15 protein-coding genes are annotated in these 14,806 nt (G+C 59.8%); 2 read left to right on the top strand and 13 right to left on the bottom strand.

Annotated elements, in window-relative coordinates; genetic code table 11:
- Positions 1-91: 91 nt before the first annotated feature.
- Together JK176_RS06570 and JK176_RS06565 are read right to left on the bottom strand one after the other, a co-directional pair.
- Positions 92-1,711, bottom strand: a complete 1,620-nt coding sequence (locus tag JK176_RS06570) for a serine hydrolase (protein WP_249194291.1) — start codon at positions 1,709-1,711, stop codon at positions 92-94.
- A gap of 146 nt (positions 1,712-1,857) precedes the next feature.
- Positions 1,858-2,751, bottom strand: coding sequence for a LysR family transcriptional regulator (locus tag JK176_RS06565; RefSeq protein ID WP_194262549.1), 894 nt, complete (start codon positions 2,749-2,751; stop codon positions 1,858-1,860).
- A 259-nt stretch (positions 2,752-3,010) separates the two neighbouring features.
- Here JK176_RS06565 and JK176_RS06560 point away from each other — a divergent pair, with 259 nt between their 5' ends.
- The gene (locus tag JK176_RS06560; RefSeq protein ID WP_249194290.1) at positions 3,011-4,183 is read left to right on the top strand and encodes an FAD-dependent oxidoreductase; all 1,173 of its coding nucleotides are present in this window, start codon (positions 3,011-3,013) and stop codon (positions 4,181-4,183) included.
- A 93-nt stretch (positions 4,184-4,276) separates the two neighbouring features.
- Here the strand turns inward: JK176_RS06560 and JK176_RS06555 are convergent, their stop codons facing one another.
- From JK176_RS06555 to JK176_RS06540, 4 genes are all read right to left on the bottom strand, one after another.
- Entirely contained in the window at positions 4,277-5,524 is a 1,248-nt protein-coding gene (locus tag JK176_RS06555) for a hypothetical protein (RefSeq protein WP_211587140.1), read from the bottom strand.
- Positions 5,525-5,703: 179 nt separating this feature from the next.
- Positions 5,704-6,522, bottom strand: a complete 819-nt coding sequence (gene phnE, locus JK176_RS06550; protein ID WP_211587138.1) for a phosphonate ABC transporter, permease protein PhnE — start codon at positions 6,520-6,522, stop codon at positions 5,704-5,706.
- Positions 6,519-7,295, bottom strand: a complete 777-nt coding sequence (locus JK176_RS06545) for a phosphonate ABC transporter ATP-binding protein (protein WP_211587137.1) — start codon at positions 7,293-7,295, stop codon at positions 6,519-6,521. Before JK176_RS06545 ends, phnE begins: the two co-directional genes overlap by 4 nt.
- The gene (locus tag JK176_RS06540) at positions 7,295-8,197 is read right to left on the bottom strand and encodes a phosphate/phosphite/phosphonate ABC transporter substrate-binding protein (protein WP_211587136.1); all 903 of its coding nucleotides are present in this window, start codon (positions 8,195-8,197) and stop codon (positions 7,295-7,297) included. The genes JK176_RS06545 and JK176_RS06540 overlap by 1 nt, the downstream gene beginning before the upstream one ends.
- Before the next feature lie 82 nt (positions 8,198-8,279).
- On the opposite strand from JK176_RS06540, the gene phnF reads away from it, so the two are divergent.
- Positions 8,280-9,062, top strand: a complete 783-nt coding sequence (gene phnF / locus JK176_RS06535; RefSeq protein WP_211587135.1) for a phosphonate metabolism transcriptional regulator PhnF — start codon at positions 8,280-8,282, stop codon at positions 9,060-9,062.
- On the opposite strand, the gene phnN is transcribed toward phnF, so the two are convergent.
- From phnN to JK176_RS06500, 7 genes are read right to left on the bottom strand one after another with little or no spacing between them, the layout of a single operon-like run.
- The gene (gene phnN, locus JK176_RS06530; RefSeq protein WP_211587134.1) at positions 9,028-9,570 is read right to left on the bottom strand and encodes a phosphonate metabolism protein/1,5-bisphosphokinase (PRPP-forming) PhnN; all 543 of its coding nucleotides are present in this window, start codon (positions 9,568-9,570) and stop codon (positions 9,028-9,030) included. The genes phnF and phnN overlap by 35 nt on opposite strands.
- The gene (locus tag JK176_RS06525; RefSeq protein WP_211587133.1) at positions 9,567-10,253 is read right to left on the bottom strand and encodes a DUF1045 domain-containing protein; all 687 of its coding nucleotides are present in this window, start codon (positions 10,251-10,253) and stop codon (positions 9,567-9,569) included. The genes phnN and JK176_RS06525 overlap by 4 nt, the downstream gene beginning before the upstream one ends.
- Positions 10,243-11,385 carry an alpha-D-ribose 1-methylphosphonate 5-triphosphate diphosphatase gene (locus tag JK176_RS06520; protein WP_211587132.1) on the bottom strand — a complete coding sequence of 381 codons (1,143 nt, stop codon included), beginning with the start codon at positions 11,383-11,385 and terminating at the stop codon, positions 10,243-10,245. Before JK176_RS06520 ends, JK176_RS06525 begins: the two co-directional genes overlap by 11 nt.
- Positions 11,382-12,110 (bottom strand): phosphonate C-P lyase system protein PhnL, encoded by a 729-nt coding sequence (gene phnL, locus JK176_RS06515; RefSeq protein WP_211587131.1) that lies wholly within the window; start codon positions 12,108-12,110, stop codon positions 11,382-11,384. The genes JK176_RS06520 and phnL overlap by 4 nt, the downstream gene beginning before the upstream one ends.
- Positions 12,107-12,874 (bottom strand): phosphonate C-P lyase system protein PhnK, encoded by a 768-nt coding sequence (gene phnK, locus JK176_RS06510; RefSeq protein WP_194262559.1) that lies wholly within the window; start codon positions 12,872-12,874, stop codon positions 12,107-12,109. Before phnK ends, phnL begins: the two co-directional genes overlap by 4 nt.
- On the bottom strand, positions 12,871-13,713 hold the full coding sequence (locus tag JK176_RS06505; RefSeq protein ID WP_211587129.1) for an alpha-D-ribose 1-methylphosphonate 5-phosphate C-P-lyase PhnJ: 843 nt from the start codon (positions 13,711-13,713) through the stop codon (positions 12,871-12,873). Before JK176_RS06505 ends, phnK begins: the two co-directional genes overlap by 4 nt.
- Entirely contained in the window at positions 13,700-14,806 is a 1,107-nt protein-coding gene (locus JK176_RS06500; protein ID WP_211587127.1) for a carbon-phosphorus lyase complex subunit PhnI, read from the bottom strand. The genes JK176_RS06505 and JK176_RS06500 overlap by 14 nt, the downstream gene beginning before the upstream one ends.

Genomic DNA, 14,806 nt, shown 5'->3' with positions numbered 1-14,806 from the left:
CCTACATTTCCCAAACCGCTCGGGCCAATGCAAAGAGGCCATCTTCCCATAACCTGCGGTTAAGGTGTTGTTTTGTAATGAAAACAATAAATCAGGGAGTCAGTGCCTCTGGAGAAGAACTGATTTTCTTCGGATGCAGATCCTGTGCATCGAAGCTGAAATCCGAACCGATAACCTGCATTTTCAGACCGGTCACCTGACCGGACGTGTCGCGCTCGAACTGGACATAGGAATCGTCATCAGCGTCCTGCCCGCGGTCATCCCAGCGAACAACGAACAGATCATGCGGAAGGGCGGAGAGGGTCCCGGTCAGGCCGTCAGCATGGCTGAAAGACATCCGCAGATCCTTTCCCCGGCCACTGACCGAAATCGGGCCGCGCCAGTCATCGCGATAGGTTCCGATATAGTCCTTTTGCGCTGCATCCAGGAGCGTGATGAAAGGTCGGGCGGGCGAGCCAGGGCCGGTTTCGGCGGCTTTTTTCCTGTTCGCCGCCTCTTTGGCATTCTGCTCGTTCTGGAAATACGTAACCCAGTCCGCACTTTTGCCGTTCGCGACATAGGCGCTGAGTTCCGTCGCGATGGCGAAAGGAGCCGCGTGACTGTAATGGTTGGTCAGAACGATAATGGCTGATTTCCGCTCTGGCAAGAACGTCACATAGCTGACCATTCCGCTGATGGTTCCTGTGTGCCAGACGCGCTTGAGACCAAAGAAATCTTCCATGAACCAACCATAACCATAGGCGCGGAAATGGGTCTTTGTGGCCGCGGCCGTGTCAGGCAGGGGCAGAATTCCGTGTGGCGCCCAGAGCGTGTCGCGGCTGGCCTGACTGAAGATTTGTCGGCCGTTCGGGGCGCGGCCGCCATTGAGATAGGTCTGGGCCCAGCGTGCTACGCCATCGGCGCTGCACCAGATGCCGCCTGCGGGTGCGACGGCTGGCAGGCGCAGGGCGCTGCGGTCTGGCAGGACGGTGCTCTCGCCTTCGCCGATGGCTACGTCTGTCTGGCCTTTGACCGGTGGCGTGCTCTGACAGGCGGGCAGGCCTGCGGCGTCGATCAGGTGTTTCTGGACGACCTCTTCCCATCTTTGGCCCGTCATGCGCTCCACCAGAGCGCCCGCCACGACATACAGAAGATTGTTATAGGCGTAATCGCTGCGGAAGGGGGCCGTAAAGGGCATGAACGGCAGAGCCGCCAGAATCTCCGGGCGCGTGAAGGTGCTGTGCGAAAACAGCATCAGGTCTCCTGCGCCCTGTCCCATGCCGCTGTGATGTGTCAGCAGATCCGAGACGCGGAAGTCCCGCGTGATGGACGGATCGGCGACGCGGAATTCCGGCATGTGATCGATGATGCGGTCGTTCCATCCCAGTTTGCCCTGATCCACCAGTTGCGCCAGTGCCGTTGCGGTGAATTCCTTGGTGTTGGAGCCGATGGCGAACATCGTGCGGGCGTCGACGGGCGCGCTCGCGCTGTCCTGTGTGCGTCGTCCGTAGCCGCGGCTGAACACGATCTCGCCGTCCTGCACCACGGCTACCGCAATTCCCGGCACGTCAAAGGCCGAGCGGGCATGTTCTACCGTTGTGGTAATAACCTGTTCGGTCAGGCCCTCGGGTAGTCCTGCGGGCAGCGTTGCGGCGTGTGTGGCGCATGTCGTGCAAAGAAGGAGCGCTGCCGAGATGGCGCGCATGAGGGACTGTCGGGCAGGCTGGATCATGGGCGGCTCTGAATATGATTTTCCGGCCCCGGATTCATCGGGACCCTGCGAAAAGAAGCATCATTCAGAGCACGAAACGGTCTGACTGTCCTGTCCTAAGATGCAGTGTGCTCTTAACCTCGGGTTAAGATCTGCCCGTCATTTTGTCAGGATTTTTTCAGGGCGCGCAGATCGACATCCAGTTCGCTTCGGAGCAGGGCGAGGATATCCTGCGAAATATGCGAGAGAGCATGATCGGCCCGGAACAGGACGGTACAGCTGACGCTCAGAGGCGGAGAAAGGGGGCGGGGCGGTGACAGTCCCGGATGATGCAGGGCCGTTACGGCATCCACGATGGCGCATCCTCCTCCGAGGCGCACGAGTTCGGCGGCCATGAAATGGGTTCGAACCCGCACATGGGTCTTGGCCGGAACGCCCGCTTCTTCCAGCAGCATGTCGAGCATGCGGGCTGTGGGATCGTTTTCGCTCAACCCGATATAGCGTTCGGGATCAATGTCGGTGACGCTGACCGGACCTTCACCGCCTTCTTCGTCGATCATCATCAGCGGGATATCCGCAAGATGCAGGGCCGTCATGCCTTCGAATGTGTAGTCGCCGAAGACGATTCCGAGATCGAGGTCATGGTTCATGATGCGCGAGACGATTTCGGTGCCGTGCATGGCATCGATCGTCAGCTCCATGCCCGGATGATCCTTGCGGTAACGCTGCACCACGCGTGGCACCAGTCCCAGACCCAGACTCGGTACGCATCCGATACTGATCGAGTGCCCATCGCGCGCGTAACGCAGATTGTTGGTCAGGCGCTTGAGGTCGGACAGTTTTTCGAAAATGGCGTTGACGTGTGGCAGCATGATGAGGGCTTCCCGCGTTGGAACAAGCCGTCCTCCCGCCCGCTCGAACAGCGCAAATCCCAAAGACTGTTCAGCGTAGCGCAGAACCTTGCTGGCGGCTGGTTGCGAGACATGAAGCAGCTCCGCGGCGCGTCGTAGCGAACCCGTCGTCATGATCGCATAGAAAACTTCGATCTGGCGCAGGCGCATTGGCGGTCCTTGTTCTGAAGGCGGGTTGCTGAATGTTTCGCGGAAGGAGCGGATGCGGGCTCCGGTACCTTCCGCAATGAATGAAACTCTTTTTACGTTTCTTTTGCAAAAGGAGATGTGGCGGAACGTCTCCGAGGCTGCTTTTCAGGGCGGCCATAACCTGAGGCTATGCTTTGCAGGCTTTTTGAGAATTCCCTTCCTGCCCGGCTTGCCTGATGCTCGTTTTCCATCGAATGCACTGTCCCAGCCGGAAGGTTTTATGATGCCTCTTCTTTCCCGTCGGCATGTCATGGCAGGCGGGGCGTCCGTTGTCGGTCTTTCCGGCCTGTCCGCCTGCGCGACCCGACCGCTTTTCAATCCCGATCTGGATGCTGACGTCCGTTCCATTCCAGTCATTCGGGCGCGGACGGACAGGATTGACCGCATTACGGTCTGCCTGCGTCCTTTCAGGGCCGCCGGGCCGCGTCTGGATGTTGTTCAGGTCGGGCACAAGACGGTTGTCCATAATTATGGACATGGTGGTAGCGGTTGGTCGCTGTCATGGGGGAGCGCGAAGCTGGCTGTGGAGCGGGCATTGCCTGTCAGTCGAAATATCGGGGTGATCGGGTGTGGTGCGATTGGTCTGACAACCGCCATCGTCGCCCAGCAGGCTGGCGCGCAGGTGACGATCTATACCGAGGCTCTGCCGCCGTTCGTCCGCTCGTCACGGGCGTCCGGAAGCTGGACGCCATCGTCCCGCATTGCGCGCGCAGACGCCGTTACACCGGAATTTGCCGCACGGTGGGAGAGCATGGCCCGGTATTCGTTCTCCTGTTACCAGAGCCTTCAGGGGCTGCCGGGAAATCCGGTGGAATGGGATACGTTTTATGGCCTGCATTCCCGTGAACCCTCCGCCCCTCACGCCGATCCAATCGGTTATGCCAGACTGGACGAGCGGATCCGGGACATCGAACCGCAGGGGAACCTGATTCGGGTGGACGACAGCCGGCTTCCTTATTCGGAAGTGCACAAGAAGCCCAATCTGATTTTCAATGTTGCCAGCTATTCGGACTATCTGATGCGGCAGTTCCTGCAGCAGGGCGGAAAGATCAAGATCCTGACCCTGCATCATCCGTCTGAACTGACAGGTCTTCCAGAACCGGTTTTCATCAACTGTACCGGGTATGGCGCGCGGGCGCTGTGGAATGACAACAGCATCATTCCCGTACGCGGACAGATCGCGTGGCTCATTCCCCAGCCGGAAGCGCTGTGCAGTATGAGTTTTGGAAACGTCTATGTTGTGTCCAGAAGAGACGGGATCGTGGTTCAGTGGCTGGGCGATGATATGGGGTTTGGTTACGACAATACGGACGAAACGCCTGATCTGGCCGAGGCGAGACGCAGTGTTTCGGTGATTAACGGGCTGTATCGGAGAATGGGATACAGTCTTTAATCTGCTTTTTGGTCTGAAAGAAGCGTTCTCCAGATATAAAAACTGCCCGGAGGCGGCTGGGTTGATTGGAAACAGCGAGCCTGCCGGGAGGATTCAGTTGCCGACGAAAACCGAAGCGGCGGTATAGGCAACGCCATTTGCCGTCCCTGCTGTGTCTGCCGCGAATTTTCCGGTTTTGTTTCCGGTCGTTTTCGCGGTTACGCCATAGAGCCGGATGACGCCCTGATGAATGGCATGATAGCCATAGCCCGCATTATTCTGTGAGACCGAAGACCCCGCCAGAAAAGCGCCTCCGTCAGAGACAACTCCATCGGAAGACACTCCTTTGAATGTGCAATAATTACAGGTAATGACGCCGAGATCCTGCGCTTCTGCGCCGATGTAACCCCCTGAAAAGGTTGAGTTCTGGCTTTCGATGACGCCACCGGTCAAGGCGTATGCGCCCTTCGCAAGAGTTGTGTTCAGCGGATTGGAAACGGTTACGCCGTGCGCCCACATTTTCCCGTTGGTTAGCGCGTAAAGTCCTCCCGATCCGAACTGTGAGCATGTCGAACCGTCGATATAAAGCGCACCTCCGCGTTCGGCATCGTAGCAATAGCCCAGTTTTGCTGTGTCCGGATTGGTGAGGTCGCTGACCCGAACGGCCGTACAGGGTGTGCAGACGATGACGCCATTTCCCCTTGCCATAAATGCAACATCGCCGGCATCTCCGGCTTTCACACCCCCCGAACGGGCATTCACAACACCGCCATCGTCTGCTTCGACGCCGTAGTAGAAATGTTCGATATCCATGTGCGGGCCGAGATTGATGACCGACCCTCCCTGCGCCATGATCCCGGCGCCGTAAGACTGGTTCTTCCATGTCGTCCGGGTGTTTGTATGAGACGCCTGTGCGCCAATACCATTGATGGTCATGCCGTCGATCAGGCCAATCTGGCCGCCGCCGATTGCGATGAAGCCGCTCTGGTTCGTACCGGAGATATGGGTGAAATTGACTTGCACTTTTGTCAGGTCGTGGGTGTTTCCGATGACCTGAACCGCAGAGGACGCCGGATCGTTCGTGAAGGCCTGTGCGGTCTCGGTATAGGTGCCGTCAGCAACGGAGACGACGATGATGCCGTGAGTGGCTAGTTTGTGCGCCTGACCGACCGCAGCAGTAAATGCCGCTACAACGCTGGAATAATCACACCCTGACGCACAGACCGAAATTGTTTTCTGATAAGTCGTCTGAAAGCCGAGATTGTTGACAGCCCGCTCAACCGGAAAATTCTGAGCGAACGCCTCAGATGCTGTTAACAGGAGGAATAAACAGGATATGACGGCGATGGTGAGACGTCTCATATTTCGCTTTCAGAAAAGGGTTATGCACCATAGTTACCTGAAACGAAGGCGATAGGGGTGTCGTTTACCGTTTTGGCTCTGCTTCTGGTATTGTCATAAGCCTTTCAAGACGCACAGAGCGCGGTATCTTCTGGGTATCAAGCTGCTTCAGTGTATCCCAGAAAATTTGCGGAGATTGATCACATCAGTCGTTTTCTTATTGCTGAAGACGATGTTTCCACAATGAGAACAATTGCCAGAATCATCAGAAGCAGAAGCGACGCAGTTCTATACTGAAAGAGACTGATGGCTGTGAAAAGCTGAAAGCCTAGTCCGCCCGCGCCGACAAACCCCAGCACCAGGGAACAGCGCAGGTTTTCATCAAGCCTATAAAGGATCAGACCAAACATTGAAGGCATAAGAGTTGGGAGAATGCCGTGTATGAAAATCTGTAGTCGATTGGCGCCTGCCAGTTCCATCGCTTCCAGGGGCATCACGTCCATGTCTTCAATCATTTCCGCACCTAGTCTGCCAAGCATGCCAGCGGTATGCAGAATTAAGGACAGGACACCGGGAAATGGCCCCAGACCAACGGCTGTTACGAAAATCAGTGCCCAGACGAGGTCGGGAACAGCCCGAAGCAAGGCGACGATGCTTCGGGCCAGCATGCGGATGACCGGATTGGGAACAAGCGTACGTGCCGAGAGAAGGGCCAGCGGACAGGCCAGTATGGCCCCCAGCGCTGTCCCGATCAGGGCGATGTCGATCGTCTCGCGGGTTGGGCCCCATTCGGATGGAAGCTGACTCCAGTCTGGGGGAACCGCGCGTCCGACGATATCTACAATCCGCCCGGCACCCGTAATGAGATTGGTGGGGCTGACCTGTGTGTTATGGGCGGCCTGCGCCAGAATGAACAGCAGGATGGCCGCTCCGCCCCAGCCCAGAAACGTGCCTGACGAAAAGCGGGCGACCGCCGTGTTGCCGCTGTCGGGAGCGGGCTGGATATTTGTTCTGGTCATGGGGCGTCTCTTGTATAGAGGGTCGAGATCATGGTGTCGGTCACTTCGGAGGCCGGCAGATCAAAGGCGATATGGCCTTTTTTCAACCCAATGAGACGGGTTGCATGACGGCGCGCCAGATCGATCTGATGGAGAACACAGAGAACAGCCAGTCGCTCGTTCCGGGCCACTGTCGTCAGCAGGGTCATGACTTCTTCTGCGGATTCAGGATCCAGACTGGCTACCGGTTCGTCAGCCAGAATGACGGATGGCTTCTGGGCCAGGGCGCGGGCGACAGAAACACGCTGCGCCTGTCCCCCTGACAGCGTGGAAGCCCGCTGACCCGCCAGAGCGCCCAAGCCTACACGTTCCAGACACGCCATGGCGAGGGGACGTTCGGACTGAGGGAGGAATCCCAGCGCTGTGGCGATGTTCTGATGACGTCCAAGGGTGCCGCACAGGACATTGGACAGGACGCTTCTGCGCCTGATGAGGCGGGCATCCTGAAACACCATGCCCAGTTTCATGCGGGACTGTCGTCGGGTTTCTCCACGCATTTGGGTGATATCGGTCCTGCCGATCCGGACTTCCCCAGCGGTAGGCGCAATCATGCCTGATGCGATCTTGAGCGTCGTGGACTTGCCGCTTCCATTCGCACCGAGCAGCACGACCAGTTCTCCGGGGCCAATATGCAGATCGATGCCCTCAAGAACGGTTTTCGAACCGCCTGCACCTGTTTCATAAGATTTGGTGATCCCACGCAGCAGCAGGGAGCGGTCCGTCGTCTCGCTCATCACGGCCCCCGATGCGTATCGACGCCAATGATGGGCGTGAGGTTGCGGATTCCGTCATAGGCGGCATCTGTTTGCGGTGTCAGACGGGAGGCGGCAACCGTATCTTTTCCGTTATCATTGAGGCGGATTTTACTGACATCCACACTCATAAGCGCGGTCAGGAGCTTCTGGCGAAAAGCCGGGGAGAGGCCGGCTGCAACCGCAATCGGGCCTTGCGGGATGGGTTCGGACTGCCAGAGAACCACATAATCCTTCGGGTCGTACTCGCCAACTGCGCGCACATCGGCGATTGTTTCGCTGTTGAGTTCGGCGGCATCGACCTGACCGTTGCGAATGGCTTCGAAAGCGGCGGTATGCGTGCCGGCATAACGAACGGCAAGGTCATGGTCCGGATCCAGCCCCGCGTTGCGCAGGGCCGCTGCCGGCAGCAGATGGCCCGAAGTGGAGGCCGGATCGGAGTAGGCGAAGCTGCGCCCCCTGAGTCCGGCCAGATCATGGATTCCAGTCGACGGGCGCGTGACGATGCTGGCGGTATAGAGGCCTGCCTGGCCGGTGGGTGTGGAGAGGACCGCGATGGCATCGACGCCCGCCATCTTGTGAGCCATCACATATCCCAGCGGACCAAACAGTCCGAGGTCCGTATGGCCGGAACGCATGGCCTCGATCTCGGCGCTGTAGGACACCGTAATCATGACATGGACCGGGCAGTGCAGACGTTCGGAGAGCTGTTCTCCGATGGCGCGGAAGACGGGCTCAAGTGTATTGATGGGCTCGTAGGGCTCGATGGCGAACGTGATTCCGTCCGGATGAGGGCACGGCACCTCATCTTCCGCAGAGGCTGTGATGGGGACGGACAAGACGGATAGCCCCATGCAGAACGCGGCCAGCGATGAAACTTTCATGACATGTCTAGACATGTTGAGTGCCTTTCTGGAATGTCCACGAGCGCATGATTTTCGCGCGGTGATCGCGAAGAGGTGGCAGATGACGGAAAGACTTCCCCGGTGGCGGGACGTGGCCAATTCCCTTTCTGAAGGTATTCGCAACGGTATTTACGAACCGGGAAAAAAGCTGCCGACCGAGAACGATCTGGCGCGGCATTTCCAGCTCAATCGCCATACGATCCGCAGGGCGCTGGAAGAGCTTGCCAGTATCGGCATGATCCGGACGGAGCAGGGCCGGGGCAGTTTCGTGTGTGACGATCCGGTCGAATACCGCATTCATGCCCGTCCGAGATTCAGCGAACTGATGAAGGACAGCAACCGGCCGACCACACGGCGCAAACTGTCCCTGCGTCGTATGGCTCTGGTGGACGCGCCGGATCGTGCTCTGGCCAGGGATCTGCTGGGAGGGGTGCCGGACGTGATCGTGCTGGAGCGGATCGGCTATTCCGCCGACCGTCCGGTGTCCTACTCGCGGCATATTTTCGATGCCGGATTGCATGAAGGGCTGATGGCGGCTCTGGAGGCGCATGATTCAATTACCGAGGCGCTGAGGAAACTGGGTCTTGAGAGTGTCCGGCGCAGGACGCAGGTGAGTACGCGGTGCCCGGATTCTCACGAGGCTTCCCTGCTGCGGATCGAGCTGAACGATCCCATCCTGCGAACCGTCGGCTATAACGTGACCCCCGCCGGACGTCCGATCGAGATTTCGATCGGCCATTATCCGGGGCGTCGCATGCAACTGGCGTTCGAAAACTTCCAGACAGGGGATCAGACAGGTGCGGTTGGCGTCAGTCATGATCCGGTGCCCCGATCAGATGCATGAGTGCTTCGCCTGCCTCGGCCAGAGAGCCTTCGTTGCGGATGATGGCATCGGCATGAAAGTCGGTCGGGATGCGGCGTCGGAGACGGGCTTCGAGCGCGGCGGGTGCTTCGCGTCCCCGGGACGCAATCCGGTCACGACGGAGTTTTTCGTCAGCGTCAACCACGACCACGAAACAGGGGAAACGTTCCCGCAACTCGGGGATGACGCGCCGTGAGACATTGACCACGACCTGCTTTCCCGCGGCCACATCTTCGGCAAGGGAGAGGGGCAGGGCGTAAGCCAGGTCATGAGCGCGCCAGGACGTCAGGAAAAGACCTGCACGTTCGTCCTGTTCAAACTGCGCCAGATCCATCGTATCCGGCGTTTCGGTCGCATCCGCCGGGCGCGTGACGATCCGGCGTCCGAAGACGACGTTCTGTTGTGCCATGTGCTGGCGCGCATATCCGATTACGGAATCCTTGCCCGCCCCGGAGGGGCCGACGACGAGGATCAGACGCCCGACTGTCATGGCTGCACCGCGAGAGGAAAACGGGCCAGCATGGTGAAGGGCGCACCCGGAGACTGTTCCTGAAAGACGCAGAGCGACGTGACCCTGCGATCCATCGCCAGGGCGGGGGCGAACCGTGTTTCGACTTCCGCGCGCAGAGGAGACGGCAGAATGTCATCGGCAAGCGTCATGTGGAACCGCCACTCCTCACAGACATAGGGATATCCCCAGCGGGCCAGAAGGGCTTTCTGCCGTTCGGTACAGTGACGGGCCCGCGCCGCAGCACGCTCGGCGTTTTCGGGGCGACGGTGCCGGTCCAGCACGCGGACGCAGGTTTCTCCGGCCGACAGCAGGACGTCATTGAGAACGACCGGACGGAGCGCAGTGAACCCGTCTTCTTCCGAAATTCTCAGCCGCGGCAGGGTGAATGGTTTCACGGTCGCCGCCAGTGCTGCCACATCCGCCAGAAAGTCCTCGACACTGCCAGACAGGGCGATCGGCGCCTTGATGGTGGCGTGAAAACCATAGCGTCTGGCCGAGGTCGTCAGCTTCACGCGGTCTGCGTCTGCCTGTGAGAGCAGATCCGGTTCCGGATCGCCCGTCACGGGAGAGCGCCCAAGCCACTCACAGCCCACCCGCCACAGCGGATCGGACTGTTCGGGCGCGTAATACAGGGCGTAGCGATAGGCGGGATCAGACGACACGGCGCCCTCCCACCCACACGCGGCGAACGATGGGCAGGCCGTCATGGACATGCACCTGAACGAGATCCGCGCGATGACCGTCTTCAATCCGTCCCCGGTCAGTCAGGCCTGCGATCCGGGCTGGTCCGTCCGTGATCAGGCGGATGGCGTCGGGAAGGGGAAGGGCTTTCTGGTTTACACAGCAGAAAGCGGCTTCCAGCATGGCGGATGGCACATAGTCGGAGGCGAGGGCCGTCACCAGTCCCGCGCGGATCAGATCCATCGCATTCACGTTTCCGGAATGCGACCCCCCACGCACGATATTGGGGGCTCCGGCAATGACATCCATGTTCAGGGCGTGGGCACAGCGTGCTGCAGTCATGGAAACGGGAAATTCCGCGATGGAAATTCCATCCGCGTGATTCCGGTTCACTTCCTCTTCGAGACGATCGTCATGGGACGCCAGAGCGACGTGATTTTCGCGGCAGAACGCCTGCACATAGGCCCTGTTCTTTTCCAGATGCTCGATCCGGTTGGCGCGGATTTTCTCAAGGGAGACATCGATCTCGATTTCGGTCAGGCCGTCGCCCAGTCGTCCTTTCCGCCAGCGGGCGATATCGGCGTACTGGCCCACGCCCGGAGAGTGATCCATGAGGCTGACCAGACGCAGGATCGGCTGGAGACGCTCGTCGTCCCGGACCATCTCGAACAGCTCCTGCATTTCCGGCGCGATCAGTTCGCAGCGCAGATGTAGGAGATGTTCCGCCCGCAGGACACCGGCAGCAGACAGTTCCGCCAGATCGTCGATTCCGTCCTCGAAGGTCTGGATCCGGTCGCGGCCATTGATGTCTCCCAGACTGAGGGAGTCGAAAACGGTCGTGACCCCTGCGACGGCGCATTGCGCATCATGGGCAATGAAGGCTGAGCGCGACGGCCAGCGCGCGTTGACGCGCGGCAGGACCTGACGTTCGAGATTGTCGGTGTGCAGGTCGATGATGCCGGGGATGATGAAGTCACCGTCGCAATCCAGCACATCCCCGGCAGGGTCTGATGTGGTCGCTTCCGGAGCAATAATGCCCGTATCATCAAACGTCAGGTCGCCGTCGAGGATGGTGTGCGGAAGGACGAGACGTGCATTGATCAGTCGGGTCATGCAGGGATTTCCTCAAGGGTGGCACCGTTTTCGAGCCGTACGCTGCGGTCGGCGATACGGTCGCGGAGTGCGGGATCGTGAACGATGGCGACAATGGCTGACCCGCGGTTGCAGGCTTCGGCGATCAGGTCACAGACTGTATCGCGGCTGGTGGGGTCGAGGGAGGCCGTGGGCTCGTCGAGCAGGAGGGTCGGCCAGTCGCAGATGAAACTGCGGGCCAGATTGACGCGCTGCTGTTCTCCGCCCGAAAAGGTGATGGGCGGCAGAGTATGGAGAGCGGCGGGAATGCGCAGGCGTTCCAGCATTGCTCCGGCCTGACGCCGCGCCTCGTTTTCGTCAATACCACGCGCAATGGCGGAACTAGCGACGACATCCAGGGCGCTGAGGCGTGGAATGGCCCGCAGAAACTGCGAGACATACCCCAAAGAGCACTGCCGGACCGCGAGGATTTCCGCCGGGGAGGCGGATGCGATATCGACCATCCCCCCGTCATGGGCAATCCGGATGGAGCCGGAATCAATCCTGTAATTGCCATACAGGGCACGCATCAGACTGGATTTCCCGGCGCCGGACGGCCCCACAAGGGCAATGCACGCGCCGGGCTGCACCTTCAGATTGGCTCCGCGCAGCACGTCGAGTTGCAGTCCGCCTTGAAGATGGAGAACGAAACGTTTGTGCAGGTCGGCGGCATTGATGGCCAGCGGCCCGGAATGGGAAAGTATCATGAGGGCAGCACCGAGGATACGAGAAGCTGGGTGTAGGGATGTTGCGGATCGTCCAGAACCTGATCGGTCAGACCATGTTCGACGATTGCGCCCCCCTGCATGACGACCGTACGGTCCGCCAGAAGACGCGCCACGCCAAGGTCGTGGGTGACAATGATCGTCGCGACATCGAGTTTGTGGACGAGGTTGCGGATCAGATCGAGCACACGGGCCTGGACCGAAACATCGAGTCCGGTCGTCGGCTCGTCCATGAAAACGAGTTCGGGGCTGGTGACGAGCGTGGCAGCGATCTGAAGGCGCTGGAGCATGCCGCCGGAAAAGTTCAGGGGCATTTCATCGATGCGTTCGCGGCCGATTTCGACCTCATCCAGCCAGCGGGCGGCGGTCTCGCGGATGTCGCCGTAATTGCGAGCGCCATTCATCATGAGCCGTTCACCGATATTGCCACCGGCGCTGACATCCAGTCGCAGGGCCGCACGGGCATTCTGGTGAATGAAGCCCCATTGCGTGCGTTGCAGGCGGCGAAGCTGCATCTCGTCCATATCGCCGATATCCCGCGGCCGGTCCCCACCATAATAGGTGATGCGTCCGGAATCTGCGGTCTGAAGCCCCGCAAGCGTGGCTAAAAGCGTGGATTTCCCGGACCCGCTTTCGCCAACAACAGCAAGGATTTCGCGACGGCTGACGGTGAGGGACACATCGTCGAGGGCATCGATACTCTGAAAACGTTTGTTCAGCCCTGTGGCTTGAAGAAGGATGCTCATGACGTGGCCTCTTTCGCGTCCTGCCTTTCAGAGCAGTAATCCGTATCCGAGCAGACGAAACGGCGCGTTCCCTGATCATCCATGATGATTTCATCCAGATAGCTGGTCGTGCTGCCACAGAGTGTGCATGTGCCGTCCGCGCGTCCCGGGTGAAACGGATGGTCGCTGAAATCCAGTGACCGTACGGACGTGTAGGGCGGCACGGCATACAGGCGCCGCTCGCGCCCGGCGCCAAAGAGCTGAAGCGCGGGCATGCGGTCCATTTTCGGGTTGTCAAAAGCCGGAATGGGGCTTGGGGACATCAGCACCCGGTCTCCAACCATGACGGGATGTTCGTAGGCGCTGGCGACGCGGCCGAAACGGGTGATATCTTCATAGAGCTTGACGTACATCGTGCCGTAATCGCCGAGCGCATGGGCGCGCATGGCGACGGGCCGCTCAGGAATGAGGCGCCACAGGGGTTCGGGCTGCGGGACCTGATAAACGATGATCTGGTTTTCCGTCAGCGGGTGTTCGGGAATGCGGTGCCGGGTCTGGATAATCGTGGCATCTGCGGTGCGCGTCGTGATGTCCACTCCCGTCATCCGTCTGAAGAAAGACGCGATCGCCACTGCATTTGTCGTATCATCCGCACCCTGATCGATGACCTTCAGTCGATCTGTCTCACCGATGACAGACGCCGTGACCTGAATTCCGCCTGTTCCCCAGCCATAGGGCAGAGGCATTTCACGGCTGCCGAAAGGGATCTGCCAGCCGGGGACGGCGACGGCCTTGAGCAGGGCGCGACGGATGCTGCATTTGGTCTGTTCGTCGAGATAGGCGAAATTATACGAGATCATCGCCGTCCTCCTGCTTGTGCTGTGTCGGCATGGTCGCTTCGGCGCGGATGGCGCGGACGATTTCCAGTTCGCTCTGGAAGTCCACGTAGTGGGGCAGTTTGAGATGCTCCACGAATCCCGTCGCCTGGATGCTGTCGCAGTGGGAAAGCACGAATTCCGGATCCTGCGCGGGATTACCCGTGCTTTCCCCAAGTTCTTCCGCACGCAGGGCACGCTCCACAAGCGCCATGGACATGGCGCGCCGGTCCGCATGTCCGATGCTCAGCCCATAGCCACGCGTGAACTGCGGTGGCGCGACCTTGGAGCCGTTGAACTGGTTGACCATCTGGCATTCGGTGACGACGATGCTGCCGATATCGATTTCAAAACCCAGTTCCGGCGGGGCAATTGTGACGGGCACTTCCCCCATCCGCAGTTCACCGACGAAAGGATGCGTATTTCCGTATCCGCGCTGTGTCGAATAGGCGAGGGAGAGCAGAAACCCCTCGTCGCCGCGTGCCAGCGCCTGAAGGCGAACCCGGCGTTCCGCCGGGAAACGGAGCGGCGTGGTTGAGAGATCGGGCGGTAGATCTGCGTCATGCGGCAGGGGCACGCCTTCAAGCAGGGCTTCTTCGCCCAGAATTCTGATGGCACCCGGTATTCTGCACGGTGTTTCGGCAGGTGGGGCGGTCAGGGTTGGTTCGAACCGCTGCTCGCCGTCGTCAGCTTCGAACAGGCGATGCGAATAATCCGTTGTCGGGCCGAGGCGCTGGCCGCCCGGGAGATCCTTGAAAATCGCCGAGACGCGACGCTGGACCCGCATGTTTCCCGTCTCGACAGGCAGACTGTCGACCAGACGGGGACGTGTGGCGCGGAAAGAGCGCAGGAGGAACGCCGCTTCCACCAGATCCCCTTCGGCCTGAAGCAGGGCACGGGCCGCAAGGTCCGGATCATAGAGCGCGCCTTCGGCCATCACGCGGTCAATGGCGCGCCCGAAACTCGTGGTGGCCTGTTTGAGCGTGCAGCCTTCACCATCACCATGCCGGCGATCGGCACGCCAGGCATGGGCTGCGGCAATCGCCTCTTCGCCGCCTTTGGTTGCAACAAACGCCAT

The sequence above is a fragment of the Gluconobacter sp. Dm-73 genome, from assembly GCF_018256215.1.
Taxonomy (GTDB): domain Bacteria; phylum Pseudomonadota; class Alphaproteobacteria; order Acetobacterales; family Acetobacteraceae; genus Gluconobacter; species Gluconobacter cadivus.
The sequence above is the reverse complement of the archived record's forward strand: the minus strand, read 5'-3'. Positions and strand labels throughout refer to the sequence as shown.